Below are 25274 nucleotides of genomic sequence, written 5' to 3'. Positions count from 1 at the left end.
TATGACCGCTTGGACAGCTCACGTCACCGTCGCAACTGTTGTTGAAAAAGACGGAAAATTTCTATTTGTAGAAGAGCATACTGCGGGTGTGACACACACTGTATTTAACCAGCCTGCTGGCCATGTTGAATCAGGTGAAACACTCATCGAAGCTGCCATTCGTGAAACTATGGAAGAAACTGGACATGAAGTGTCTATAGATGCGTTATTGGGCATTTATACCTATACACCACCCATGTTTCCAGACCGCACGTATTATCGTTTCTGCTTTTTAGCGCAGTCACTTCATCACAGTCCAACCGCTGAACTCGATACAGGTATCGTGGGTGCAGTATGGATGACTTTGGATGAACTACTCGAAACGGCCCGTGCACGTAGTCCATTGGTGATTAAAGCGGTTCAAGACGCACTCGCGGGGCAAAAATATCCTTTATCGCTCGTTTATGAGCACCAAAATTCTCCCCTTATTTCAAGTTTGGATGCCTAGTCCTATGCAACAACGTGTCATCGTCGGTATGTCGGGTGGTGTAGATTCATCTGTTTCTGCTGCTCTTCTTCTTCAACAAGGTTATCAAGTTGAAGGTCTTTTCATGAAGAACTGGGAAGAAGATGACGGTACGGAATACTGCACGGCTATGGAAGACTTAGCCGATGCTCAAGCCGTCTGTGACAAACTAGGGATTAAGTTACACACCGCTAACTTTGCTATGGAATATTGGGATCGGGTATTTGAGCATTTCTTAGCGGAGTATGCTGCGGGCCGTACACCAAACCCAGATATTTTATGTAATAAAGAAATCAAATTCCGTGCGTTCTTAGATCATGCTATGCAACTGGGCGCAGACTTTATTGCGACTGGTCATTATGCACGTCGCGGCGAAACTATGACCAACTCTAAAGGTGAGGAATACGCACCTTTACTGCGTGGTTTAGATAAAAACAAAGACCAGACCTATTTCTTACATGCTGTGCATGGCCGTGAAATTAATAAGACGTTGTTCCCTGTCGGTGAAATTGAAAAGCCTGAAGTACGTAAAATTGCGGAACAATATGACTTAGTCACGGCGAAGAAAAAAGACTCAACAGGCATCTGTTTTATTGGTGAACGTCGTTTTAATGACTTCTTAAAACAATACTTACCTGCACAAGCTGGAAAAATCGTCTTAGATGATGGCAAAGAGGTTGGTGAACATCACGGCTTAATGTACTATACGCTCGGTCAACGCGGTGGTATTGGTATTGGTGGTTTGAAAGGTGTGGCTGAAGGCGCATGGTTCGTTCTACATAAAGATATTGAAAACAACCGTTTGGTGATTGGTCAAGGTCATGAACATCCACTCATGCAAAGTACTACACTTTGGAGTGAAACAATTGACTGGGTCGCAGGTGAAATGCAGATTCCTGAAACAGGTTTCCGTTGTACCTCACGGACGCGCTATCGCCAAGATGACCAAGATTGTGTGATCTTTAATGATCCGACTACCCCAGGTGGCGTACGTGTTGAGTTCGATGAACCCCAACGTGCTGTGACTCCGGGTCAGAGTGTCGTATTCTACTCAGGTGAAGTTTGTTTAGGCGGTGGCGTGATTCATCATACCAATGCTCCTAAACCTGATTTTATTTAAAGGATTTTAAGACATGGCTGAGTTACCGTTTCAACAGCCTCAAACTTTGAACGAACGCCAAAACCGAGCTTTGGCGTTGGCGGCTGTTTTTCAGTCCGCGCAACTAACGCATATGACCGCCTTAAGCGGTCAGCAAAGTATTGGGGAAAGCGGTAACTTCTATTTAGAGCAGTTGATTAAAGCCAGTTTAAATATCCGACCGAAGGGCAACCAAAGTGGACAAACTTTAGACTTCTTTCATCAACTGGCGGACATCTCCTTAGGACTGAAAACCTTAGAAAGTAGCATTACCCAGCCCTTTAATACCTCACCCAAAACTCGAATTCCCAAATTATCCACCGCTAAACTTCCCATGACCTATGCCATGGCACTCTTACAACTCGAAAAGAAAGTGTATAGCAACCCCAAATTCGTTGAAATTATTGAACAGTCCCAACAAAAAATCTTAAGACAGCTTTCTTTTTTCGATAATAACTATTTACACCCAAGCATCATTGCCAACCTCGCACAAACCTACGTCGATACCGCCGGGCAAATTAACCCACGCATTATGGTGCGGGGCAATGCAGAAGCATTTAAAGACTCATCGCATACCAACCGCATTCGAGCTTCCCTCTTCACTGGCTTACAAATGGCACATTTATGGCGTCAGCTCGGTGGAAGTTCATGGGGCATGGTGTTTAGTAAACGCAAATTGCTCAAAGATATTCAAGATCTCGCTCGTTTACAGTATCAGGTGATTTAACACATGATCGACGGGCTTTTTAGTTTTACGTTTAATTCCAAAGTTTAAGGAATCGCTATGAACGCTTTAACCGCACTTTCTCCATTAGATGGACGCTACGCTAGCAAATGTGATGCGCTTCGTCCTTTCCTCTCTGAGTTTGGTTTAATCCATGCTCGTGTGACTGTTGAAGTGCGTTGGTTACAAGCGCTTGCAAACCGTCCAGAAATCACTGAAGTGCCTGATTTCAGTGCTGAGACCAATGCTGCACTTGATGCAATTGTTGCTGACTTTTCTGAAAGCGATGCCAACCGTATTAAAGATATCGAACGTACCACGAACCATGACGTCAAAGCCGTTGAGTACTTCCTGAAAGAAAAAATTGAAGGCATCGAAGAGCTTAAAAATGCGGGTGAATTCATTCACTTTGCGTGTACCTCTGAAGACATCAACAACTTGTCTCATGCATTAATGCTGAAAAGTGGTCGTGATGTATTGGTTGCATCTATGCAGCAAATCATTGACTCAATCGTGGCATTGGCTGAAAAGCATGCTGACCAACCTATGTTGTCTCGTACACATGGTCAGACGGCAAGCCCAACCACTTTGGGTAAAGAAATGGCAAACGTAGCGTACCGTCTTGCGCGCCAAATCAAACAATTCAAACAAGTTGAGCTTTTAGGCAAAATTAATGGTGCGGTAGGTAACTATAACGCTCACCTTTCTGCTTACCCAGACATCAACTGGCCTGCACACTCACAAGCATTCGTTGAGTCTTTAGGCCTAAGCTTTAACCCATATACCACTCAAATTGAGCCGCATGACTACATGGCGGAACTGTTTGATGCTTTACGTCGTTTCAATACGATTTTGATCGACTTTAACCGTGACGTTTGGGGTTATATCTCGCTTGGTTTCTTCAAGCAAAAACTCAAAGATGGTGAAGTGGGTTCTTCAACGATGCCACACAAAGTAAACCCTATTGACTTCGAAAACTCAGAAGGCAACTTAGGCTTAGCCAATGCTGTACTGGCGCACCTTGGCGAAAAACTTCCAATTTCTCGCTGGCAGCGTGACCTAACGGACTCAACTGTACTACGTAACATGGGTGTTGGTTTTGCACAAAGCTTGATCGCTTTTGAAGCCTGTTTAAAAGGTATTGGTAAACTTGAACTGAATGCTGCACGTATTGATGAAGACTTGAACAATGCGCAAGAAGTTCTAGCTGAACCAATTCAAACGGTAATGCGTCGTTACAACGTTGAAAAACCATATGAAAAACTAAAAGCATTAACTCGTGGTCAAGCCATGACACGTGACATGATGGTTGACTTCGTCAATGGTAATGAACTTGAAGCTGTCCCTGCTGCTGACCGCGCACGTTTAGCGGAAATGACACCTGCAACCTATACAGGTAACGCAGCTGAACAAGCAAAACAAGTTGCTGACTTAATTTCTAAAATCTAATTTTTAGAAATTGAAAAAAGCGAAGCTTAGGCTTCGCTTTTTTATCTATAATGCAAACAAGAATCTCCTATATGCATAATTGAAAAACCAATAAAAATGATGACAATCCTTAAAAGTACAACAACGAAAGCTCACTTTGACTATCAACTGAAAAAACCGCATTGGGTTGCGCTCATTGTACTCGCTGTCGCCATTGCTTTCGCATCGATCCACCCCCTTGAAGTCAGCTCTTATATTCTGCATCAGGTCGGAACCGTATTCATGTTGGTGACGCTGATCATTTGTCTTTATAAAATGGGGCTCAGCTTAATCAGTTTTATGCTATATATTGGGTTTTTGCTGATTCATATACTCGGTGCGCATTATCTATATTCTTATGTGCCCTATAATGAATGGTCTATGCAGTATTTAAATCTAGACCTCAACCAGAGTTTCGGTTGGACGCGGAATATGTATGATCGCTTTGTACATTTAGCGTACGGTTTGCTGCTCTACCCGTTTTTCTACCGTCTGTTTCAAGTGTGGCTGCCTCAACTTTCTAAACTCACCCTATTCTTGCTGGTCATTCAATTTGTGATGGCAAGTAGCCTCATTTACGAATGGATTGAATGGTTTATTGCGATGGGCTTATCGCCTGAAGATGCTGAAAACTACAATGGACAACAAGGTGATATTTGGGACGCGCACCAAGACATGCTTTTAGCCACAGTTGGCGCAATCATCACAGGCATAGCCTGTCTATTGAAAAAGTAGTCATTTTGTCTACCATAAAAAATAACGACAGGACTCATTCAAGTATAAGTGATTTGTACATCAGTTTTAAAAAACAAAAAAAAACACCACGTCAGGCGTGGTGTTTTTAACTCTCTTAGTCTTTCGCAGACTCATCTGTTGGCACTTCAGTAATTCGGCCACCGCGAGCAAGGAATGCCGCAACTTCGTCTTCAAGTGCTTGGCGTTGTTTTAATTTTGCAGTCACCGTCAGTGTTTCAGCTTCGGCAACATCACCATCACTTACAACATTATCAGAAGAATCTGATGCGCCTTTTTCCGCTGCTTGAGCTTCATCTTCGTCGACTGCTGAGTCTTCTACATCATCATAATCATTTGAATCAGTCATCTTAATCTCCCCACAAATGACATTTTAGGTTCCCATGAATTACTGGTTTCCAATTATGTTGAAATTTAACAAGCTCTCAGCCTTTCGCATAGTCTTATTCAACGGAAAATCGTATCTTTTTTAATCAAAATCGTAATCTTATTTTACGACTGCCTAAAAAATAACACTTCCGTTCTTAGACAGCATAACGCGTCTCTTTGAGCAACCCTAAACCATTGGCCTGTGCCATAAAAGCATCTTTTAATACAGGCAGTTTTTCAACCTGTTTCAAACCAAAGTTTCGTGCCCACACCACAGGAAAGAGTTGTGTGGTTTCCATCCAACCGATGGCAGACATGCTATGCATCATGGCATCATTTTGTCCTTTACGGCGGTGTTCATAACGCTTCAGTGTTTGCTCATGTGCCCACGCGCCACGTGCTAGATCATGTAGTAATACATCACACAGTACAGCCGCATCAAGACAACCAATATTCACACCTTGCCCCGCCAACGGATGAATCACATGAGCCGCATCACCAATTAAAGCCAAGCCTGCTTTAACATATTGCTGTGCAGCACGTGCTTTGAGTGGGAAAGTGGCACGAGGTGTCGCTTCCAACACTTCGCCTAACATGTGATGACTTTCTCGCGTTAACAGCTGGGTAAATTCAGCATCTGAAAGTGCAGCATATTCTTCTGCATAATCATCGGGGAGCGTCCATACGATAGATTGCCAATGCCCTGCTTGCTCTGGCTGTAAACTCGCCATTGGTAAAAATGCTAAAGGTCCCATTTCTAAAAAAATCTGATGTGCAACGTGTTGATGAGGCTGTGCCGTGCGAATGGCGCAGCTTAAACCAGCCTGTTTGTAATCCAGCACATCGATATCGATAAACGCTTGTTCCCGTACAAAAGAGTTTGCACCATCTGCACCAATCACCAGTTTGGTTTTCAACACCGTACCATCGGCCAAATGGATATACCACATCCCAACACCTTCTTCTACACGGGCAACTTTAACCTGAGTTCGGTAATCGTTGAGTACAGCAAGCATCTGCTGTTGAATCGCTAAATTAAGCAAACTTGGCTCAACCATAGAACCGAGTGCTTGTTCGCCTTGTGGTTCCTTCTTGGACGCATGACCAAAGTTAATTTCACCATAGCCATTTTTATTCCACACCTGCATGCCACTATACGGCATCTGGCGGGCAATCTTGTCCCAAACATCAACGGTTTTAAGCAAGTGTATCGTCGCTTGACTGAGTGCCAAGACACGTGGGTTTGCAACACTCAAGGTTTTTTGTTCATCTAAAATAGGTGCAGCATCCAGTACGGTAGCTTGCACACCGCCTTGCGCCAAAAGCAAGGCGGTCAGTCCACCAACCAAACCACCACCAATAATCACCACATCTAAAACATCAGTTTGAACATGACTCATGCTTTTAGTCCCATGGCATAGTTGGCAACGAGCGGTTTAATGCCTGGAATCGTATCAAACGCGACCAAACCAGTATTCCGAATAAACTTTAAGATTGGATTACTGTTGCTAAAACCTCGTACCACCGAATCACAGAACTTAATTACGCGTTGTTGATCGGTCAAACGTGAAGCCTCATAAGCTTGCAGCATTTCGGCATCGCCCAAATCGGCATTTTGCGCAATTTGCTCCGTCAAATAGCGTACTAAGACGTGTGCATCTCGCATACACAGGTTAAAACCTTGCCCGGCAACGGGGTGAATGGTATGCGCGGCATTGCCCATTAACACCAACCGTCCTACGGCCTGCTTTTCTGCTAATACTTGTGACAATGGAAAACTAAAACGCTTACCTGTTTTTTGGAACTTTCCTGCACGGTCGCCATAAGTTTCTTGCAAAGCATCTAAGAAATGCTGGTCATTTTCATCGCCCAACCATTCACCTTCTGTGCCTTTTTTCACAGGCCAAACCACGGAACGACGGTATTCTCCAGGAAGAGGTAATAATGCCAATGGCCCTAAGCTACTAAAACGTTCAAAACCCACATGGTTGTGCGGTTTTGAGGTTTGTACCGTGGTCACAATAGCGACTTGATCATAATCATGCTCCGAAGCACCTATTCCTAAGGCTTTACGGCAGAATGAATCACGTCCATCTGCAGCAATGACAAGTTTTGCTTGCAATGACAGTTGTTCTTCTCCACGACTCGCTTCTATGTATGCCATATCGGCATCTTGGGTCAGTTGGGTGACTTGTACACCATCAATCAGCTCAATAAATGGTTGTTTTTGAACTTCCGTCAGTAGTACACGACCAAGCCATGCGTTTTCTATGACCTGCCCGAAGCTTTCGACTTTTTCTTGTTCTGCTTTAAGACGCGCCTTACCAAAGCTGCCTTGTTCGGTGATATTCACTTCTAAAATAGGTGTTGCATGTTCTTGTAAAGCGTTCCATAAACCCAGTTCTTGGTAAATTTGAACTGTGCGACGTGACAAGGCGCTGTTTCGTGCATCAAAGCTAGAATGGTATGGCGCAAGGTTTACATCATCATAATTTGGGTATTTGATCGCCTCTAAAAGCTTCACTGCCATGTTTTGTTTGGCTAACATCAACGCTAGACTGAGTCCGACCATACCACCACCGACTATGATGACTTCTTGTTGCATGCTTCTATCCTTTTTATGGCGTACCTAAAGTCAAAAACTTCAAATACCTATAAGTTTTAATGGATTTATATTACATCAAAGATTTTCTTTTTTATAATGAAATGGATGTTTTTACGTACTTTCACCGTAAAGTGTCATGTCATGATTTTTGAAAAGACAGTCTTTTCGATTTTCATCAAAACTTGTTCAGAACACGGTTTAAGCAAACTTATGAAAAATCTGGAGCTCTGATTAAATAGTAGGCGTGGAACGTGAAGAATCAATAAAAAGCCGTTCTAGGGTTCAGAGCACTAGAACAACTTTAATTAAAGTATTGATTAAGAAGGATAAATTTCAATAATTTCGTATAAGGTGTATTATGTTAATTTTAGAAAATTTAAACATTTACCTTATAATTCAACTGTAGTTCATCCGCATTTCTCCCTCTAATGCCCCAGTTTTCTTTAGGAGTTTCAAATATAGTTATCTCAACATCATTTGAATCAATACCGCATAGATTGTTTATATTTTCGAATAGAGACCTAATAAATGCTTTTTTAGTCTCTTTTGTTCGTCCATCGAACATAGAAATTTCAATAATTATATAAGATTTACTGCGATCTACTGGATATACAAAATCCTTAGATTCTAGTGCGATAAAACGTTGAAACCTTTTCTCTTCAGGGTATTTTAATTCTTTAACTAAAGCCTGATGGATAGCTTTACTTAAATTATCACGATGTAATTCTATTGTTTCATTTAAAGCATAAATTTTTATCTGAGACATTACTTTCTCTAAATTAAAACCCTAATTTTAGCTTAGTTTCTCCCCTATTTAACATAATGGCACTTATACGAAACAAGAGTGTTAGAACCCATTTAAAGTGTCTATATTCTCACCAATAAAAATGTCTGGTTTATGATGGTTTTTATCACCATGGACTGGATATAAAATATAGATGCTGATCACTATGTCTGATAAAGAAATTCAACGTCTTGCAGTTCTGCAAGACGTTAGAGATCATCGTATTACCCAGGTCCGTGCTGCTGAAATCCTGAATCTTTCCACCCGTCAAATTACCCGGTTATTGCAGAAACTCAATCAAGATGGTGTCTCAGGTATGGCACATGCCAGTCGTGGTCAACCTGGCCATCGTCGCCATGATGACTTGTTAAAATCAAAGTGCCTTTCCATTATTGCTGAACATTTGCTGGGCTTTGGACCCACCTTGGCGCATGAGAAGCTCAGCAGCATGTTTGGTCTGCATATCCCGGTAGAAACGGTTCGTCGCTGGATGACTGCAAATGACCTGTGGATTCCTCGATCCAAGCGTCTGAAACGTCCGTATCAGCCTAGATATAACCGTGATTGCTTCGGTGAGCTGATCCAGATCGATGGCTCATATCATGACTGGTTTGAAGGCCGAGCTTCCAAATGCTGCTTGCTGGTTTATATCGATGACGCCACTGGAAAGCTGTTGCATCTGCGCTTTTGTGAGGCTGAAACGACCTTTGATTATATGCTTTCAACCCGAGCCTACATTGAGCAATACGGCAAGCCTTTAGCGTTTTATAGCGATAAACACTCGGTATTCCGAGTGAATCAGAAATCGAGCCAAGATAGCCAGATCACGCAATTTGGGCGGATTCTGAATGAGTTAAATATTGATATTATCTTCGCCAACTCACCCCAGGCTAAAGGCCGTGTGGAACGTGCCAATAGAACACTCCAGGATCGCCTGATCAAGGAAATGCGCCTAGAAGGTATCTGTTCAATTGCCGAGGCAAATGCCTGGCTGCCCTGCTTTATTGAGCATTTCAATCAGAAGTTTGCCAAGTGTGCGCGAAACTCAAAGAATTTACATCGGCCATTAACCGAATCTCATCTTGAACTGGATGATATTTTTACCTGGCAGGAACCGCGTAAGGTCACCAAGAATCTGACCCTGACCTATGACAAATGTATTTATCTGCTTGAACCGACAGAGCTGAATCATAAGCTTGTTGGGCAATATATTTCATTTCTGGAGTACCCAGATGGCACTGTGGCCCTCATGCACGAGGGACGAAAGCTCAACTACAGCATTTTCAATAAATTAGCTGGGCTACAGCAGAATGAGATCGTTGAGAATAAACGGTTAGGTACAGTTCTGGCACATATTCAGCAACAGCATGAAGAGTTGGAAAAACAGAATAAACGTTCCCGTCTCAAGAAAAGTATGCCGAGTCGTAAAGCTCAGAAAGCTGTTATTGAACAAAGAAAGTTAAATCCTGTGCTTGACTCTTGTGGTTAAAAACAGGACATTTTAAATGGTTTATCGCATAGACATTTTAATTGGTGAATAACAAAGAGTCTTAGAATCTAATCAAGCATCTCTAATTCTTTTAATGCAATTCTCAGCGTCCGAATTGCGGAAGCACGAAAAATAGGATTTGTCCCATCAGCGGAAGGATTTTGATCTGTCCAAGCGATTGCTGCAAGACATTGAATGCCAACATAGAATAGAAATTTCATTTTAGGCACAGTCTGCTTATACGTACATTCCCAACCCTCTAAAAAAGCATTTCGTAATTCTAAATCAGAGAAATCTATATCCACCCAAATAATTTTAGCTAAATCATAGACCGCATCTCCAATACGAGCAGCGTCGAAGTCTATAATACCCGAAATTCGATTTTCACTGTCTACAAGGATATTTCGACCTTTATAGTCACAATGCAGTAAATGAAGCTGTGTCGGCTCACATATCGCTTTAGCGTATTTTCGTAACTCATTCAATTGGTCGCAAAACTCATGATAATCAGATGACAATGGATTTATACGTGACATCCATTTTGAGATCATTAATTCTAATTGTTGCTTCCACAATACCCAATGTGTTGATAAGCCATCACGATCTTGCCAGAACCTCATATTCAATATGCGCGTTTGTGGAAGCGCACGATGAAGTTCGCCCAAAGCTCGTCCTGCATTCCCAAGCAAAGAGATTTTCTGTACCCGCGTACAATTCTTTAATGCTTGATCGACTTGAGTACCTTCTATGGCACTTATGACAAGGATAGAAGAACCTTCCCATTCAAACTTATTTAATACCTTTGGTGTTAGTGGAAATTCTTTGAGAGCTTCTAAGATTTCACAGTAACGATCATTAGCCGTTTGAATATTTGCTATTTTGATAAAGACTTCTCCTTGAGAGGATTGCCCTTGATACACTGAAGCCCCATTTCTCTGTGTAACTAAATCTAACGTCTTTGCCTGAATCCTATGCTTTAACTTAGATAAATCTTTCATGCTGCCTAATTTCTGTTGTGAATAAAAATGATGATGAAATAACTAAAATTTTTATTTATAAATATTATAGTTCTCTATTCAACATAAATACCTTATAAAAAATAAAAGCCGATCACATGATCGGCTTTTATACAGTAAATTATATTTATCGCGCCATTAACGCTTCAATCTCTTCTACCGACTTCACCACTTTCGCAGTCAAATTCAGTGGACCGTTTTGGGTTGCTACGATGTCATCTTCAATACGAATACCAATACCACGCCATTTCGCATCGACCGTTTCATCATCAGGCGCAATGTACAAGCCCGGTTCAACAGTCACCACCATGCCTTCTTCATAGGCACGCCACACACCTTCTTGCTTATATGAACCGACATCATGCACGTCCATACCGAGCCAATGTCCTGTACCATGCATATAAAACTGACGGAAACTTTCCTTTTGGATAATCTCTTCAATATCACCTTGCATAATACCCAGATCAAGCAAACCTTGGACTAAAATGCGCACAGCAACATTATGTGGTTCTTTATACGAGTTCCCTACACGCACTGCGTCAATTGCGGCAAGTTGTGCATCAAGGACGACATCATAAAGTGCTTTTTGCTCAGGGCTGAACTTTCCATTGACGGGGAAAGTACGGGTGATGTCGGAAGCATAGTATTCATACTCACACGCTGCATCGATCAGCACCAAATCGCCATCTTTTAGCTCTTTGTTGTTCTCTACATAGTGCAAAATACAAGCATTTTCACCACCACCGACAATGCTGTTATACGACGGCACGCAGCCATTTTGCCCAAATACATAATTAAGCTCAGCTTCAAGAGCATACTCCATCATACCGGGCTTAATGGCTTGCATGGCACGAGTATGCGCTTGTGCGGAAATATCAGAAGCTGTTTGCATCAATGCAATTTCTTGTTCTGACTTAAACAAACGCATTTCATCTAAAATACGGTCTAGCTGTATCACTTGTGCAGGTGCAGCAGTCCCACGACGTGACTCACCATTGGCAGTCGTGATCCATTTTGCTACACGCGCATCAAATTCAGGCTGTTGCCCAATACGATAGAATAATTTTTCTTTGCTTAAGAGTTTTTCAATGATTTCTTCATCTAACAAATCTATCGCATACGCTTCGTCAGCTTCATATTCTTCTACCGCCCCATCCACACCTGCGCGGTAACCATTCCAGATTTCCATCTCGCGGTCACGCTCACGGCAGAACAAACTGTAGCTGTAACCGTCTTCATCGTCTTCGGCAAAGGTTTCAATGACTGCCACGGCTTCGGGCTCAGCAAAACCAGTTAGATAAAAGAAGCTGCTATCGGTACGGTATTTATAGTCTGCATCACGATTACGCATCGCCACTGGACTGGTTGCAATAATGGCAATACTGTTCGGACCCATTTGTGCAGCCAAACGGTCACGGCGTTCCTGAAAATCCACTTGCGTTAGTTTCATGTTTGATCTGTCTTTTTTATACCAAAGAATAAAGTTGCCACGCGCACCCTATCATGTACGCGCAGCAAGTCTTATGCCAATCAGCTTGGGCGATGCGGCGTAAACATTTCTACAACATTGTTCGCTTCTGTTACAGAACGGTCGATTTGTTGCTTGTTATGAAAGTGTTTAAGCAGCGAACTTTCCTCTACCGCAATCTTTTTGCGGCCTACAGATAAGCTCACAGGAATTAAACGTACAAACTCGTATAATTCTTGATAGCTTTGTTCACCCTCTTCATCATCATCGGTTTCTTCAAACTCAACTGCCGCGACATCTTGTAAATGTTCGATCAGTTCCATTTCATCTGGGCGAATATGACCAGACGCCAAACCAAAGCCCAGCACTACGCCTGCGCACCAATCAGCCAAAGCTTGTACACGGTCTGCCAGCGTATGTGTGTCATCGGGAAGTAATGGTAAATAGTCCAATTCATCGTCAGAAAGTGCATGTGCGACATCTTCTGCTTCATCGGCTAACAACGCCAAAGCTTCTTCGCTTAACTCTGGAATTTCCAAAGTCGTGAGGATGTGTTGCCACTCTTCACGGCTCGGTGCCTGAGTTACACAAATGATACCTGTGAGTAAACCATGTAACTCACTTGGGCTAGAAATCTCTTCAATTTTAGAAAAATTTGGCTGCCATTCTGACCAACCTGAAATATCGTCTTGCATTCGTTTATCCAATCTCTATACTTCTTATATATTACCTTTGTTTGCAGCACTGTGCGACCACGATATGTTAGAAGAATTACAGCGTCTACAGGCGCATATTGGCGTTTTAAAAACGCGACTTGCTCATTTTGAAAGTGAAAATAGCACTTTAAATGCAGCTAAACTGGATGCTGAAGAACAGCACCGTTCTCAAGTTGTGCAAAAAAATGGCTTAATTACCCAGAAGCAAGAACAAATTGATGATTTAACTGAGCAATTAAGCAGCGCTCAGACCCAATATCAACACTTAAACACTGATGCGACTGCTTTGGCCGATCGTTATAGTCGTTTGGAAAAAAGTTGTACGGATTTAAAAAATCGCTTTCAGGAAATCTTGGCTGAACGTAATGAATTACGTGCAATTAAAGAAAAAATGAACAATGATCAGCGTCAAGCTCAGCAAGAAATCCAAGCACTTCAGCAAGAACGTGAAAGATTGTTACAAAAAAATGAGCATGCCAAAGCTAAAGTCGAAGCCATCATCCAACGTTTGGCTGTTTTAGGCACAGAGCAAGATCATCACGCGCAAGAAATTCAACAACTTGCCCACCCTACTGAAGCTGGCGAGGAAGTTTAATTATGAGCGAACCAATTACCGTTGAATTACGTGTCTTAGGTCATAGCTTTCGTTTAGTCACAACGGAAAAAGAAAAAGCCGACCTTGAACGTGCAGCTCTGCTTTTAAATGATAAATATGATGAGTTTCGCCGTAAAGCGCCACGGGTAGAACCCAGTAAAATTATCATTATGGTGGCACTAGAATTAATGCAAGAAGTGTTGTCGATGAATAAAACACTACAAGAGTATGCACACGCAGAACGATTACTGGCAAATATTATCGATGAGGTTGCAGAACTTGTTTAAACTCGACTTAATTGAATAAAGTATCAACACTTACTCCAGTTGTTTACAGTTCGTAGCGGTGTATGAGTTGCCATCAGTGTGATATTCGTTATACTTAAGGCAACTCTGAGGTGTTCGCCAGCGGGTCTATTCCCCTGCCGATACTTAAACTTATGGATGTGTTCTGTATATTTAGAGTGTATGCCCACTTTCATGTGGGAAACCCAGCAAGTATACGTCGCGTCCACCTTGAACTCATCGGGTTCAGGGTAACGACACATGCAGCGGCATCTTCGGAGTACTTTATTTAGTTAAAAATAATAATTACATACATCGTTAATACTCTTTTATTTTTTAACTTTATCGTTTTCATCTTGTCTTCCAGTTACCAAACAAAATGATTATTGAATATTTCTATCTCTTTAAATAACGCTTTTATTTGGCTATTCAACCTTTATCAAGTTATTTTTCTATAGAGCAAAGCTAACCAGCCCTCAATTTTTAAAAATTTCCAAACAAAAACCTGACTTAGCTGAATGCTGCATCAGGTTCATTCAAATGATTTATTTTTTTAGCAAATCGATCCAATAATATGCTCTGCGTGACAAGTTGTGCCTTGCAAAGCTGTCAATTGAATCATTCCGCTTTGATGTGCAAGTACAGGGACTTCCATTTTCATGGCCTCCATAATCGCAACCACTTGCCCCTCTACTACCTGCTCCCCGTTTTCTACCTTCCAAGCGCTAATTACGCCATTGATTGGAGCAAGTAAGTGTTCAGCACTCACTGCTGTTTCTGTAGCTGGTTGGTCATGAGATATAATTGCAGGGTTTTGTGCAAACATGCCCGCAGGTAAGCCTAAACGATGTAATTTCCCATCAATTTCAATATAGCTGAGTAACATCGGCTGTTGATGATTCGGAATACTGCGTTTCGTTGGCTTTAAGTCCTGTTTAAAATCATTTTCAATCCAACGAGTATGGACATTAAATGTTTCGGTAAAATCAGCTTCATTTAATACAGCACGGTGAAAGTCTAAAACCGACGCAACCCCTTCAATTTTAAATTGCTTCAGCGCACGTTTAGCACGAGCAATAGCAACCTCACGTGTCGGGCCAGTGATAATCAGTTTTGCCATGAGCGAATCAAAATGACTCGACACCAAAGAACCAGTACGAACACCTGTGTCTACGCGTACGCCCTGACCAAAAGGTGCTTCAAATAAACTCAATACACCAAATGCAGGAATGAAGCCACGAGCAGGATCTTCAGCATTGATACGAAACTCAATGGCATGCCCTTGCACTTTCGGGGTTTCTTTGATTGAAAGTTCATGACCTTGAGCCACACGAATTTGCTCGACCACCAAATCGACTTTGGCCGTTTCTTCAGTAACAGGATGTTCCACCTGCAAACGGGTATTAACCTCTAAAAATGAAAGCTTTCCATCACGGCTCAGCAAATATTCAACGGTACCCGCACCGACATAGTTGGCTGCCTGACAGATATTTTTAGCCGAAGTTAAAATTTCTTCATAAATTGCATCGCTGATAAAAGGCGCTGGGGCCTCTTCAATCAGCTTCTGATTACGACGTTGTAGAGAACAGTCACGTGTACCTAAAACCACTACATTGCCATGTTGATCGGCAATCACTTGCGCTTCGACATGGCGTGGTTGATCTAAGTATTGCTCAACAAAACACTCACCGCGGCCAAAGGCAGCTTGCGCTTCACGTACAGCCGAATCATACAGCTCTTTTACATCTTCCAGTTTCCAAACAACTTTTAAACCGCGACCACCACCGCCAAATGCGGCTTTAATCGCAATAGGTAAACCAAACTGCTTTGCAAACTCGAGTGCTTCATCAGCATTATTCAAGGGGTCTTGTGTGCCTTGAACTAAAGGTGCGCCCACTGAAGCGGCTATCTTACGTGCTTCAATTTTATCACCCAACTTTTCAATGGCGCTAGGTGACGGCCCGACCCACTTTAAGCCTGCATCAATTACGGCCTGTGCAAATTCAGCACGTTCAGATAAAAAGCCATAACCCGGATGAACCATGGTCGCCTTAGATTTTTTAGCAACCTCAAGAATGGCTGGAATATTTAAATAGGTTTCACGTGCAGTTGCACCCGCCAGCCCCCATGCTTCATCCGCCAGTTCGACATGCATACTATCCATATCATCATCGGCATATAACGCAACTGAGCTAATACCCATATCACGACAAGCATGAATAATACGAACGGCAATTTCACCACGGTTTGCAATTAATAATTTTTCAGTAGTCATCATTCATTCTCAAAATCTGTAAATTCAGTCATTTTTTTAAATTTGATTTGGCAACCTGCTGGAATCTGCGCCACCAAGTCCCAATGGTGCTTCGCCACAGCCGCAATCACGGGGTAGCCACCAGTTAAAGGATGGTCATTCATAAACAATACAGGCTGTCCACTTGGCGGAATCTGTAAGGCACCAATACAAGTTCCCTCACTTTCCAACTCATGGGTAATTTTGCGTTGCAACGGCTGCTCACCTGAAAGTCTCAGTCCAACCCGATTGCTTTCATTCGTCACAAGCCAAGCTTGCTGACATAAGCGCTCAATGCTCTCCGCTTCGAACCAATCCGTTCGCGGTCCCATCACAATGTCGAGCTCAACCACATCGCCGACTTTGGGCAAGTGTAACTTCGCAATTTCGGTAATACTGATATTTGAAACTTCAACCTGTCCTTGATAAACCGTATCCCCCATTTTTATAGGTTCTGGCCCCAATATGGCCAAACTATCAAATGAGGCGCTATTCAGCACAGGCTGCACGTCGATACCACCACGAATCGCCAGATAATTCCTCAGTCCTGCCGTCGGTGCTTGAATCTGAAATTCATCACCTTCATCAAGGGCAATCGCCTGATAACTACCAAAGTCAGCCTTTTGGCCATCACTAAATTTCACGTGGATGTTTGAAATCGCTCCCGTAACCGCAATGACTGCGGACTGATGCATTTTGGCTTTCAAACCACCATTTAAAACTTCAATCACAGGCGTCGGAGTTGGGTTACCAACAATTCGATTTGCACTGTGCATCGCCGATACATCCATCGCCCCTGCAACACCAACCCCTATCTTGGTCTGGTTAAAACGCCCTTCATCTTGAATCAGCATCTGTAGGCTCGGTGCAGTTACCGTAAACAAAGGCATGGATTGTTTGGGCTCAACTGTACGAGTGACTTGCTGTGCTACGCTAACCGTGGTTGGTTGATGTGTGACATCTTCAAAATGGACCGTCATTCCTGGTAACAATAGCGCTGGATTTTTACGCTCTAGATCCCACATTTTTTCAACAGTCGTACCGATCAGCTGCCAGCCTCCCGGACTATCTTTCGGGTAAATCCCCGAATATTGTCCTGCCAGTCCCAAAGAACCCGACGGTATTTTTTTACGTGGTACGGCTAAACGAGGAATATCTGTAAAAGGTCGATCGGGACTGCTCATATAAGCAAAGCCCGGCGCAAAGCCAATAAAAGCCACATTCCAAACACTTTGACGATGCTTCAAGATAACATCAGCAATTGAAAGCCCTTGTAACTCTGCAACTTGAGCAAGATCTTCGCCCGTATAGCAAATAGGAATAATCAGCTCTTGGACATTACGCTCAACACCTGAACCAATTTTTACAGTCTGAATCGAAGTAACCAGTGTTTTAAAGGTGGTCTCGATTTCATTAAAAAATACCAAAATCGTTTTTGCAGCAGGGACTAAGTCTTTAATTCCATTCAATTGCATCGTGTGCAATTTATTGTACAACGCCAATGTTTCCTCTAGGCTGGCAAGCTCTATAAGAAAACAATCCGCGTTTACCGATAAAAAACGCATATGCCTATCCTTTTAATTGTTCTTTAGTGCCGCTTAACCCATCCATGCACGATCAGGAATGTCGGTAATCAACATATGACCGGGTGCATGGCTTATGGCAAAAGGAATTTTTGAGTTCATCACCGCTGCTTGTGGGGTTACACCACAAGCCCAAAATACTGGAATTTCCCCAGCCTCAATACGTGAAGCATCACCAAAGTCTGGCTGATTCACATCACGAATGCCTAAACCTTCAGGATGTCCAATATGTACAGGCGCACCATGCACACTTGGCATCCGTGCTGTAATTTTGACGGCATCCGCAATTTGATGGGATGGAATTGGGCGCATAGAAACCACCATATTGCCCGAAATACGACCCGCAGGCTGACATTGAATATTACTCAAATACATCGGTACATTGGTCTGATCATGGATATGACGAACTTCAATGCCCGCCTCCTGCAGTGCTGTTTCAAAAGAGAAACTACAACCAATTAGAAACGTCACCAAGTCAGGATGTGCATGATAAATGTCACTCGCATCCGTGACTTCATCGACCATTTCACCCTCTTTCCAGATGCGATAACGTGGAAAGTCGGTGCGTATATCTGAGTTTTCTGCCAGTCTTGTAGCATAAACACCTTCTTCTAACACGTCTAAAACAGGACAGCTTTGCGGATTGCGATGTGCATACAGTAGAAAATCATAAGCCCAATCTTTAGGCACCGAAATCATATTGACCTGCGTCATGCCCGCAGCCATACCCGCCGTTGGTTTGTCAAAGCCTGCACGGATTTTTAAACGTGCAGCTAAAGCGGCTTCAAGCTGCGCTGAATCGACTCGGATATCCTTATACATTGCGTAGTTCCTCATGCTTTAAGACAAAGGGACGAATTTCAATATGATGATTTAGCAGTTCAGCTTTAATCGCAGCCGACATCTCTAAAGCACCTGCGGTGTCACCATGTAAGCAAATCGTGTCCGCTTGGATAGGGGTAAATACACCATCAATCGACTCAACGCCGCCATTTTTCAACATAGACACCACACGGCGTGCCACAAAGGCCGAATCATGTAAAACAGCCCCGTCCAAACGACGTGAAACCAATGAGCCATCACTGTTATAAGCACGGTCTGCAAAAGCCTCAGATACAACCTTTAAACCTGCTGCACGTGCTTGCTCAACCAAGTGGGAACCAGCCAGTGCCACCAAAACCAGTTCTGGGTTATACATCTTGATAGCATCAATCACCGCAGCGGCCTGAGCGTGATCGTGTGCAATGGTGTTATACAGTGCGCCATGTGGTTTCACATATTGCACGTGAGAACCAGCCACTTTAGCTAGACCATCCAGTGCAGAGATTTGATACAACACATCGGCAATCAGCTCATCACGTGATACATCCATATTGCGGCGACCAAAACCGACGAGGTCTGGATAAGATACATGCGCGCCAATCGTGACATTTAATTCAACAGCTTTACGCAGTGTCTTTAAAATCCCCAGCGGATCTCCTGCATGAAAGCCACATGCAATGTTGGCACTTGTCACCACAGGTAGAATTTGGTCATCATTGCCCATTTTCCACGAACCAAAACTTTCACCTAAGTCACTATTTAAATCTACAAACATGGCTTAATTCCTTTATCACTTCACCGTCTACTGGCTTAAAGTTTGGTTAAATAATTAAAGACTGTGGTAAAGGACATATAGCCCATCCACCATGTCAACATACATGTGAGTACACCCAAAATAAGTAACCATTTTGGATAGTTATAATTCCCCATCATATCTTTACGGCAAGCGGCAACATAAACAAAAATAGTCAAACCAATTGGCAGTACCAAACCATTAAAACCACCAACGAAGATCAACAATCCAGCAGGGGTTGCGCCCAGTAGGACATACAGTAGTAAAGCTAAAGAGATAAATGTAATGGTGGTGTAGTTGGTTTGTTTTGGACTGAGGTTTTTCTTAAATGCAGTAAAGAATGAAACCGAAGTATAAGCGGCACCAATGGTGCTACTGATCCCTGCTGCCCAGAAAATCAGACCAAATAATTTATAACCAAAAGTCCCTGCGGCATATTGAAAAGCTTGCGCTGCGGGATTGGCATCATGGCTGGCTAAATCAATACTTGCACCACTCACCACCACGCCCAAGAAAGCTAAAAACAGCACATAACGCATGATGCCCACAACCACAATACCTTTGGTTGCAGCTCTTGCGACTTCATCAATATTTTCAGGGCCAACCGCGCCTTTATCCAGTAAACGATGGGCGCCTGCATAGCAAATATAGCCGCCGACCGTTCCACCGACAATCGTGGTGATGATGGCAAAATCAATCTGGTCGGGTGCAAACGTTTGATGAACAGCTTGGCCCACAGGTGGCATCACAATGACGGCAACAATGATAATCAAGATGATTTTGAGCAACCCCAAAACGATCATGCTTTTATCCATGGCCAAGGTGGCTTTTCTTGAAGCAAAAATTAAAATGGCTAAAGCACCACTTAAAATGCCACCCCATTTAGTGTCCAAACCAAATAATGCATTGAGACCTAAAGCTGCGCCTGCAATATTACCAATACTGAAGAAGAAGCCACCCAAAATGACCAGAAAAGCCAGTAAGTAACCACTGCCCGGCAAGGCTTTATTGGCAATATCCGAGGCACGCATTTGCGTCAGTGTTACGACACGCCAAATATTTTGCTGAACTACATAATCAATCAAAATAGACACGAGAATGGCAAAGCCAAACGCCGCACCTAATTTCACAGTAAAGACCGCGGTTTGAGTTAGAAAACCAGGTCCCATGGCAGAGGTTGCCATCATGAAGATTGAAGCAACAATGGCCCATTGGCGATCTGATAAAAAAGAAGATTTTAATAAAGACATATTTAATGCGTTCCTCGTCCATTTGAGCTTAATAACGCTATTTTCAAGTTGAACCAAGAACATCATTTTGCTTACAAATTCTGTTCTTAAATCCCTTTAACTGACAAAGATTCCCTGTTGCCCAACCAAAGCCATGGCGGATCAAATCTTCTATTTGAAATAAGAACATAGGCAAGCGCGATGAACAATACGACTTTTTACCTCCACTATTAAAACTAAATAACTGTATTTTATTGTTTTTTATTTATTAAAAGTCTAATGATAAATTTTACTTATCACACACGATAAGCTGCTTTTATAGTTTTTCAAACAAATTACGGTTTGAGATAAAGAAACGTCGCTTGTCAAAAAACTGCGTACGCCTCAATTATTTTTTAATTTTCTCAAGCAGTCTTTTCATTGCACTTTCAGAAACAGTGACTGCGACATCGGTTAATTTCTCTTTCAAGGCAGCATCATTTCCTTGCATATAAATCGAGGTGAAATGAAAGGTTTTGAGCTGGATCGGTGTATTTAAAATCTCTAAACGACCATCTGTAATTTCCTTTAGCGCCGTTAAGGTCGGCACAACGGCGATCCCCAAACCTTGCTCTGCAAGACGCAATAAGGTCGCAAGCGAATAACTGGTAATTGAAAGCGGCTCATCTAGTGCCTGCTCTTTCATTTTGGCCTTGAGCTCTTTATAGGGATAGGTAATTTTCGGGTAAGTTAAAATGGTATGAGACATTAATGCCTTAAACGACATTTGGCCCACACCACCTTTAAAAGATGGAGCTGCCAAAAAACTCAGTTCAAAGTCGCACAGCGCCTGCTCCACACACTCGAAAGCCAAAGTCGGACCCAGCAAAAAGGCCATGTCCAAATCCCCTGTACGCACACCTTCTTGCAAATTTGGGGTTAAATCCACCACAATTTCCACAGAAACTTTGGGAAACTCTTTTTGTACTTTTTCGATATATTCAACCAACCACGTATAAACGATCGTCTCAGAAACACCTAAACGAATTGTTCCTGTTAGGTGTTGATTTTCAGTCAGCTCAGCCACCAAATCGGTTTCCAAACGCATAAACTTTTCAGCATATTTAAACAGGGTCATGCCTTTATGGGTGGGTTTAAGCTGTCGAAAACTGCGATCGAGTACTTTAAAGCCTAAATCATTTTCAAGAGAGGTGATTTTTTGTGAAACGGCAGGTTGGGTCGTTTGTAATTTTGTGGCAGCCTTATTGAAACTATTTAAAGTCACAACCCAATAAAATGCTGCTAGATTTTTTAAATTCACCCTGAATCCTGCCTTTACTCCATCCCGCTTATAGTACGGCAGTTATCACTATTTTTTAAGTTCCTGTTTTATATAATTTCAAAATGACTCACAAGATGACGCTCATTAAAACTCTACCTCTTGCCCAATTACATCCATTTTGCATCTTTTAACCAATTGACTCGGCCTAACCCAATCAAGGCTATTTAAATCAAGTTGAATTAAGAAAAAACGCTTGAAAGGCTTAATGTTTATTCGCACTACTCTTCATTCCATCACGAATCATCATAAAAAAAGCACCTTTGTTTAAAAGATGCTTTTTAAAACTCAACTTAAAAAGAGACTGTAAAATCTAAAAGTGCTTATTTACTCTTCTGTAAGCGCAAAGCGTTTAAAACCACGGACAGTGAGCTCAGTGACATCGCCACCGCAGCGAACATTGGGGTGAGTAATAAACCCGTCAATGGATAGAAAATTCCTGCTGCAACAGGTACACCCAAACCGTTATACACAAAGGAAAAAGCAAGGTTCTGTTTCATATTACGAACACCCAGTTTCGCCATATGTAGTGCATCGGCTGCACCACGAATGTCGCCTTTAACTAAGGTGACTTGCGCGGTTTGTTTAGCAATATCAGTTCCGTTTCCCATGGCAATTCCGACATTGGATTGCGCTAAGGCTGGTGCATCGTTAATGCCATCTCCCGCCATCGCCACAATTTTACCCTGAGCCTGATATTTCTTCACGATCTCCAGTTTTTCAGTTGGCGTACAGTTGCCATAGACTTGTTGAATACCCAATTCCTTAGCCACCAACTGGGCATTTTGTTCATGGTCACCTGTTGCCATGACCACTTCAATACCATCATCAATCAACTGCTGAATTACTTGCTGGGCATTGACTTTAATCGCATCGTGAATAGCAATATAAGCCAGTACTTCTTGGCTATTGCTTAAGAAACTGATCACATTGCCTGTCGCACGCTGCTGGTTCAACTGGCTTTGCAAAGTATCATCTAAAGTGATGCCGAGCTGTTCAAGCAGCTTTTGGCTACCAATATAGAGGGTTTGCTCGCCAATCTGCCCTTTGACGCCAAAACCAGTCACATCCTCAAAGTCTGCCACTTTAAGCAATTGCTGTGCAGGAACTATTTGAGTCAAAGTCTGTGCAATCGGATGACTAGAATACTGCTCAATCGAGGCAATCCACTGTTCTACTTGTGCTTGTTCCACATTTGGGCTGAGCAACTGAATTTCTTTAAGACTCGGTTTACCTTCCGTCAGAGTCCCTGTTTTATCGACAATCAGCGTATTCACTTTACTTAAAGCTTCAATCGCCTCTGCATCTTTAAACAGTACCCCTTTTTGTGCCGCACGACCGGTGGTGGCCATCACTGACATTGGCGTCGCCAAACCCAGCGCACATGGGCAGGCAATAATCAGTACCGCCACCGCACACATCAGTGCCAAATCAAATTGTGCACCACCAAACACCATCCAAGCGGCAAAGGTCAACACACTAATCAGTAACACCACAATCACAAAATACTTGGCAAACACATCGGCCAAACGTTGTAACGGTGCTTTAGAACGCTGTGCTTCTGCCACCGTCTGAATCATTTTCGCCAAAGTAGTATTCGCCCCGACCGCCGTGGTTTGAATACGAATACTGCCTTGTTGATTGACCGTACCGCCGATCACCGTGTCATGCATTTGCTTTTTCACAGGTACAGGTTCGCCTGTCATCATGGCTTCATCGACATAGGTTTTGCCTTCCACCACCACACCATCTAGTGGAATCTGCTCACCCGAGGAAATTTGTAAAATATCGCCTTGTTTGACCATGCCAATATCCACTTCAACCACTTGATCGTTTTGAACCAACTTGGCTGTGTTGGCTTGCAGTTTGAGTAAGGCTTTGAGTGAATCTGCTGTCTTGGCACGTGCTTTCAGCTCCATGATTTGACCAAGCAAACTTAAAGATACGATCATACAGGCTGCTTCAAAGTACACTGCAACGCCATGCCCCGTTTTGGCTTCCATTGGAATCACACTTGGGAAAATCGTTGCCACCACACTATAGATATAGGCCGCCAACACCCCGACACCAATGAGGCTCCACATATTTAAGTTGCGGGTTTTATACGAGGTCCAGCAACGCTCAATAAACGGTTTACCCGCCCATAGCACTACAGGAGTCGCTAGGACCAACTCAATCCACGGCTGAATATGCGGTGAAATGAAACTATGAATATGTGAACCCATCGCCAGTACAAATACAATCAACGTCAGCGGCAAGGTCATCCAAAAGCGATGGCTAAAATCCACCAATTCAGGGTTCGGTGCATCATCTAAAGTCGGTTGCATCGGCTCGAGTGCCATACCACAAATCGGACACGTCCCCGGTCCCTTTTGTACAATTTCAGGGTCCATCGGACAGGTATAGTCCATATCAGCAGCCCCTTCAGGCACAGGACGCTGATCGGGTGGAATCAGATAAAATTCAGGATCTCCCTGAAATTTGTCTAAGCAAGAAGGATTACAGAAATAGTAGGTCTGTTGCTGATAATCAGTTTTTAACTCTGTATTTGGGTCAACGGACATGCCACACACCGGGTCAATAGACTCTGCTGACGCCGATTGAGTACTGTGTTCATGTTGATGTTTCCCACCACCACAGCAGCTACTTTTGGCAGCTTCTACTTTCGGCTTGGGTGTACAGCAACTGGCTTTGCTGTCTGCTTCTGTTTGCGGTTTGGGCGCACAATAAGACGTTTTTTCCTCAGCCACTTTCGAGGTCGAACCACAACAACCTGAGGCTTTAACTACAGAATCTGAACGTTCAGCCTTTACATAAGCCTCTGGGGTTGCAATAAACTTTTGCAAACATTTTTCACTACAAAAGTAGTAGTTTTGCCCCTGCCATTCAGTATGCGGTTTACTTAAGTCCTTGACGGTCATGCCACACACAGGGTCAATAAATGTGGTCTTCTCTGCATCTGACACAGGTTTTGATCCACAACCACAACCCTTAGATGCAACTAATGTGCCTTCCTCTTTCGCCTGAGAACATGCCTCAGCTAAATCTACTTTGGGTTTACTGCAACAAGCACTGGGCGCTTTTTCTGATGTTAAATAAGCCTCTGGATTGGCCGAAAATTTCTTTAAACAGCCTGAACAACAAAACAAATAACGAACTGCTTGATGCTCATACACATGAGGAGAGTCTTCTGCGACCGTCATCCCACAGACAGGATCGATATTCACCACCATCGGCGCTAATTTCTGTTTAGAACAGCAAGACATTTTGTGTTGCTCACTCATTCTGACTCACCTTTTATTTTTTGATTGTGTTAGCATAAA

The 25274-nt window shown here is 42.8% G+C and carries 21 protein-coding genes, 1 other RNA gene and 1 pseudogene; 9 read left to right on the top strand and 14 right to left on the bottom strand.

The features are described from left to right. Position 1: 1 nt before the first annotated feature. From AC4CUX_RS12985 to AC4CUX_RS12965, 5 genes are all read left to right on the top strand, one after another. Positions 2-487, top strand: a complete 486-nt coding sequence (locus tag AC4CUX_RS12985) for an NUDIX hydrolase (RefSeq protein ID WP_005399799.1) — start codon at positions 2-4, stop codon at positions 485-487. A 4-nt stretch (positions 488-491) separates the two neighbouring features. Further along, complete coding sequence (mnmA, locus tag AC4CUX_RS12980; protein WP_005399800.1) at positions 492-1625, top strand: tRNA 2-thiouridine(34) synthase MnmA; 1134 nt, start codon at positions 492-494, stop codon at positions 1623-1625. Positions 1626-1638: 13 nt separating this feature from the next. Beyond that, positions 1639-2370, top strand: coding sequence for a high frequency lysogenization protein HflD (gene hflD, locus AC4CUX_RS12975; RefSeq protein ID WP_004980842.1), 732 nt, complete (start codon positions 1639-1641; stop codon positions 2368-2370). A gap of 57 nt (positions 2371-2427) precedes the next feature. After that, positions 2428-3816 carry an adenylosuccinate lyase gene (purB, locus tag AC4CUX_RS12970; protein ID WP_151836997.1) on the top strand — a complete coding sequence of 463 codons (1389 nt, stop codon included), beginning with the start codon at positions 2428-2430 and terminating at the stop codon, positions 3814-3816. A 96-nt stretch (positions 3817-3912) separates the two neighbouring features. Beyond that, positions 3913-4569, top strand: a complete 657-nt coding sequence (locus AC4CUX_RS12965; RefSeq protein WP_050764484.1) for a DUF2238 domain-containing protein — start codon at positions 3913-3915, stop codon at positions 4567-4569. Positions 4570-4684: 115 nt separating this feature from the next. Here the strand turns inward: AC4CUX_RS12965 and AC4CUX_RS12960 are convergent, their stop codons facing one another. The 4 genes from AC4CUX_RS12960 to AC4CUX_RS12945 all read right to left on the bottom strand — a co-directional run bounded on the left by AC4CUX_RS12960 (position 4685) and on the right by AC4CUX_RS12945 (position 8327). Beyond that, a complete protein-coding gene (locus AC4CUX_RS12960; protein WP_151836998.1) occupies positions 4685-4936 on the bottom strand; it encodes a hypothetical protein in 252 nt (83 codons plus the stop codon). Between the two features lie 175 nt (positions 4937-5111). Then, complete coding sequence (locus AC4CUX_RS12955; protein ID WP_151836999.1) at positions 5112-6356, bottom strand: FAD-dependent monooxygenase; 1245 nt, start codon at positions 6354-6356, stop codon at positions 5112-5114. After that, the gene (gene ubiH, locus AC4CUX_RS12950) at positions 6353-7561 is read right to left on the bottom strand and encodes a 2-octaprenyl-6-methoxyphenyl hydroxylase (protein WP_151837000.1); all 1209 of its coding nucleotides are present in this window, start codon (positions 7559-7561) and stop codon (positions 6353-6355) included. The genes AC4CUX_RS12955 and ubiH overlap by 4 nt, the downstream gene beginning before the upstream one ends. A gap of 376 nt (positions 7562-7937) precedes the next feature. Beyond that, complete coding sequence (locus tag AC4CUX_RS12945; protein WP_114836855.1) at positions 7938-8327, bottom strand: tautomerase family protein; 390 nt, start codon at positions 8325-8327, stop codon at positions 7938-7940. A gap of 172 nt (positions 8328-8499) precedes the next feature. On the opposite strand from AC4CUX_RS12945, the gene AC4CUX_RS12940 reads away from it, so the two are divergent. Further along, positions 8500-9834 (top strand): ISNCY-like element ISAba32 family transposase, encoded by a 1335-nt coding sequence (locus tag AC4CUX_RS12940; RefSeq protein WP_490792452.1) that lies wholly within the window; start codon positions 8500-8502, stop codon positions 9832-9834. A 68-nt stretch (positions 9835-9902) separates the two neighbouring features. Here AC4CUX_RS12940 and AC4CUX_RS12935 read toward each other — a convergent pair whose 3' ends face one another. The 3 genes from AC4CUX_RS12935 to AC4CUX_RS12925 all read right to left on the bottom strand — a co-directional run bounded on the left by AC4CUX_RS12935 (position 9903) and on the right by AC4CUX_RS12925 (position 13013). After that, complete coding sequence (locus tag AC4CUX_RS12935; protein WP_151836211.1) at positions 9903-10832, bottom strand: aminoglycoside phosphotransferase family protein; 930 nt, start codon at positions 10830-10832, stop codon at positions 9903-9905. Positions 10833-10977: 145 nt separating this feature from the next. After that, positions 10978-12300 (bottom strand): Xaa-Pro aminopeptidase, encoded by a 1323-nt coding sequence (pepP, locus tag AC4CUX_RS12930; RefSeq protein WP_151836210.1) that lies wholly within the window; start codon positions 12298-12300, stop codon positions 10978-10980. Between the two features lie 80 nt (positions 12301-12380). Then, positions 12381-13013 (bottom strand): UPF0149 family protein, encoded by a 633-nt coding sequence (locus tag AC4CUX_RS12925; protein WP_151836209.1) that lies wholly within the window; start codon positions 13011-13013, stop codon positions 12381-12383. Between the two features lie 64 nt (positions 13014-13077). Here AC4CUX_RS12925 and AC4CUX_RS12920 point away from each other — a divergent pair, with 64 nt between their 5' ends. The 3 genes from AC4CUX_RS12920 (at position 13078) to ssrS (ending at position 14199) form a co-directional block, all read left to right on the top strand. After that, entirely contained in the window at positions 13078-13629 is a 552-nt protein-coding gene (locus tag AC4CUX_RS12920) for a hypothetical protein (protein WP_010326327.1), read from the top strand. 2 nt (positions 13630-13631) lie between these two features. Beyond that, positions 13632-13916, top strand: coding sequence for a cell division protein ZapA (locus tag AC4CUX_RS12915; RefSeq protein WP_151836208.1), 285 nt, complete (start codon positions 13632-13634; stop codon positions 13914-13916). 99 nt (positions 13917-14015) lie between these two features. Further along, positions 14016-14199: non-coding RNA, 6S RNA (gene ssrS, locus AC4CUX_RS12910), on the top strand. 267 nt (positions 14200-14466) lie between these two features. On the opposite strand, the gene AC4CUX_RS12905 is transcribed toward ssrS, so the two are convergent. From AC4CUX_RS12905 to AC4CUX_RS12875, 7 genes and pseudogenes are all read right to left on the bottom strand, one after another. Next, a complete protein-coding gene (locus AC4CUX_RS12905) occupies positions 14467-16188 on the bottom strand; it encodes an acetyl/propionyl/methylcrotonyl-CoA carboxylase subunit alpha (protein ID WP_171500563.1) in 1722 nt (573 codons plus the stop codon). Further along, positions 16188-17771, bottom strand: a complete 1584-nt coding sequence (locus tag AC4CUX_RS12900) for a 5-oxoprolinase subunit B/C family protein (RefSeq protein ID WP_195728798.1) — start codon at positions 17769-17771, stop codon at positions 16188-16190. The genes AC4CUX_RS12905 and AC4CUX_RS12900 overlap by 1 nt, the downstream gene beginning before the upstream one ends. 33 nt (positions 17772-17804) lie before the next feature. Beyond that, complete coding sequence (locus tag AC4CUX_RS12895; protein ID WP_151836205.1) at positions 17805-18611, bottom strand: putative hydro-lyase; 807 nt, start codon at positions 18609-18611, stop codon at positions 17805-17807. Further along, positions 18604-19386, bottom strand: coding sequence for a LamB/YcsF family protein (locus tag AC4CUX_RS12890; protein ID WP_151836204.1), 783 nt, complete (start codon positions 19384-19386; stop codon positions 18604-18606). Before AC4CUX_RS12890 ends, AC4CUX_RS12895 begins: the two co-directional genes overlap by 8 nt. A gap of 35 nt (positions 19387-19421) precedes the next feature. Continuing rightward, positions 19422-20676 (bottom strand): annotated as a pseudogene (locus AC4CUX_RS12885) (NRAMP family divalent metal transporter). Between the two features lie 345 nt (positions 20677-21021). Beyond that, a complete protein-coding gene (gene mumR / locus AC4CUX_RS12880) occupies positions 21022-21933 on the bottom strand; it encodes a LysR family transcriptional regulator MumR (RefSeq protein WP_151836202.1) in 912 nt (303 codons plus the stop codon). A 341-nt stretch (positions 21934-22274) separates the two neighbouring features. Next, on the bottom strand, positions 22275-25235 hold the full coding sequence (locus AC4CUX_RS12875; protein ID WP_151836201.1) for a heavy metal translocating P-type ATPase: 2961 nt from the start codon (positions 25233-25235) through the stop codon (positions 22275-22277). Between the last annotated feature and the right edge of the window lie 39 nt (positions 25236-25274).

This window comes from Acinetobacter sp. 231_lipA, assembly GCF_058243005.1.
The sequence above is the reverse complement of the archived record's forward strand: the minus strand, read 5'-3'. Positions and strand labels throughout refer to the sequence as shown.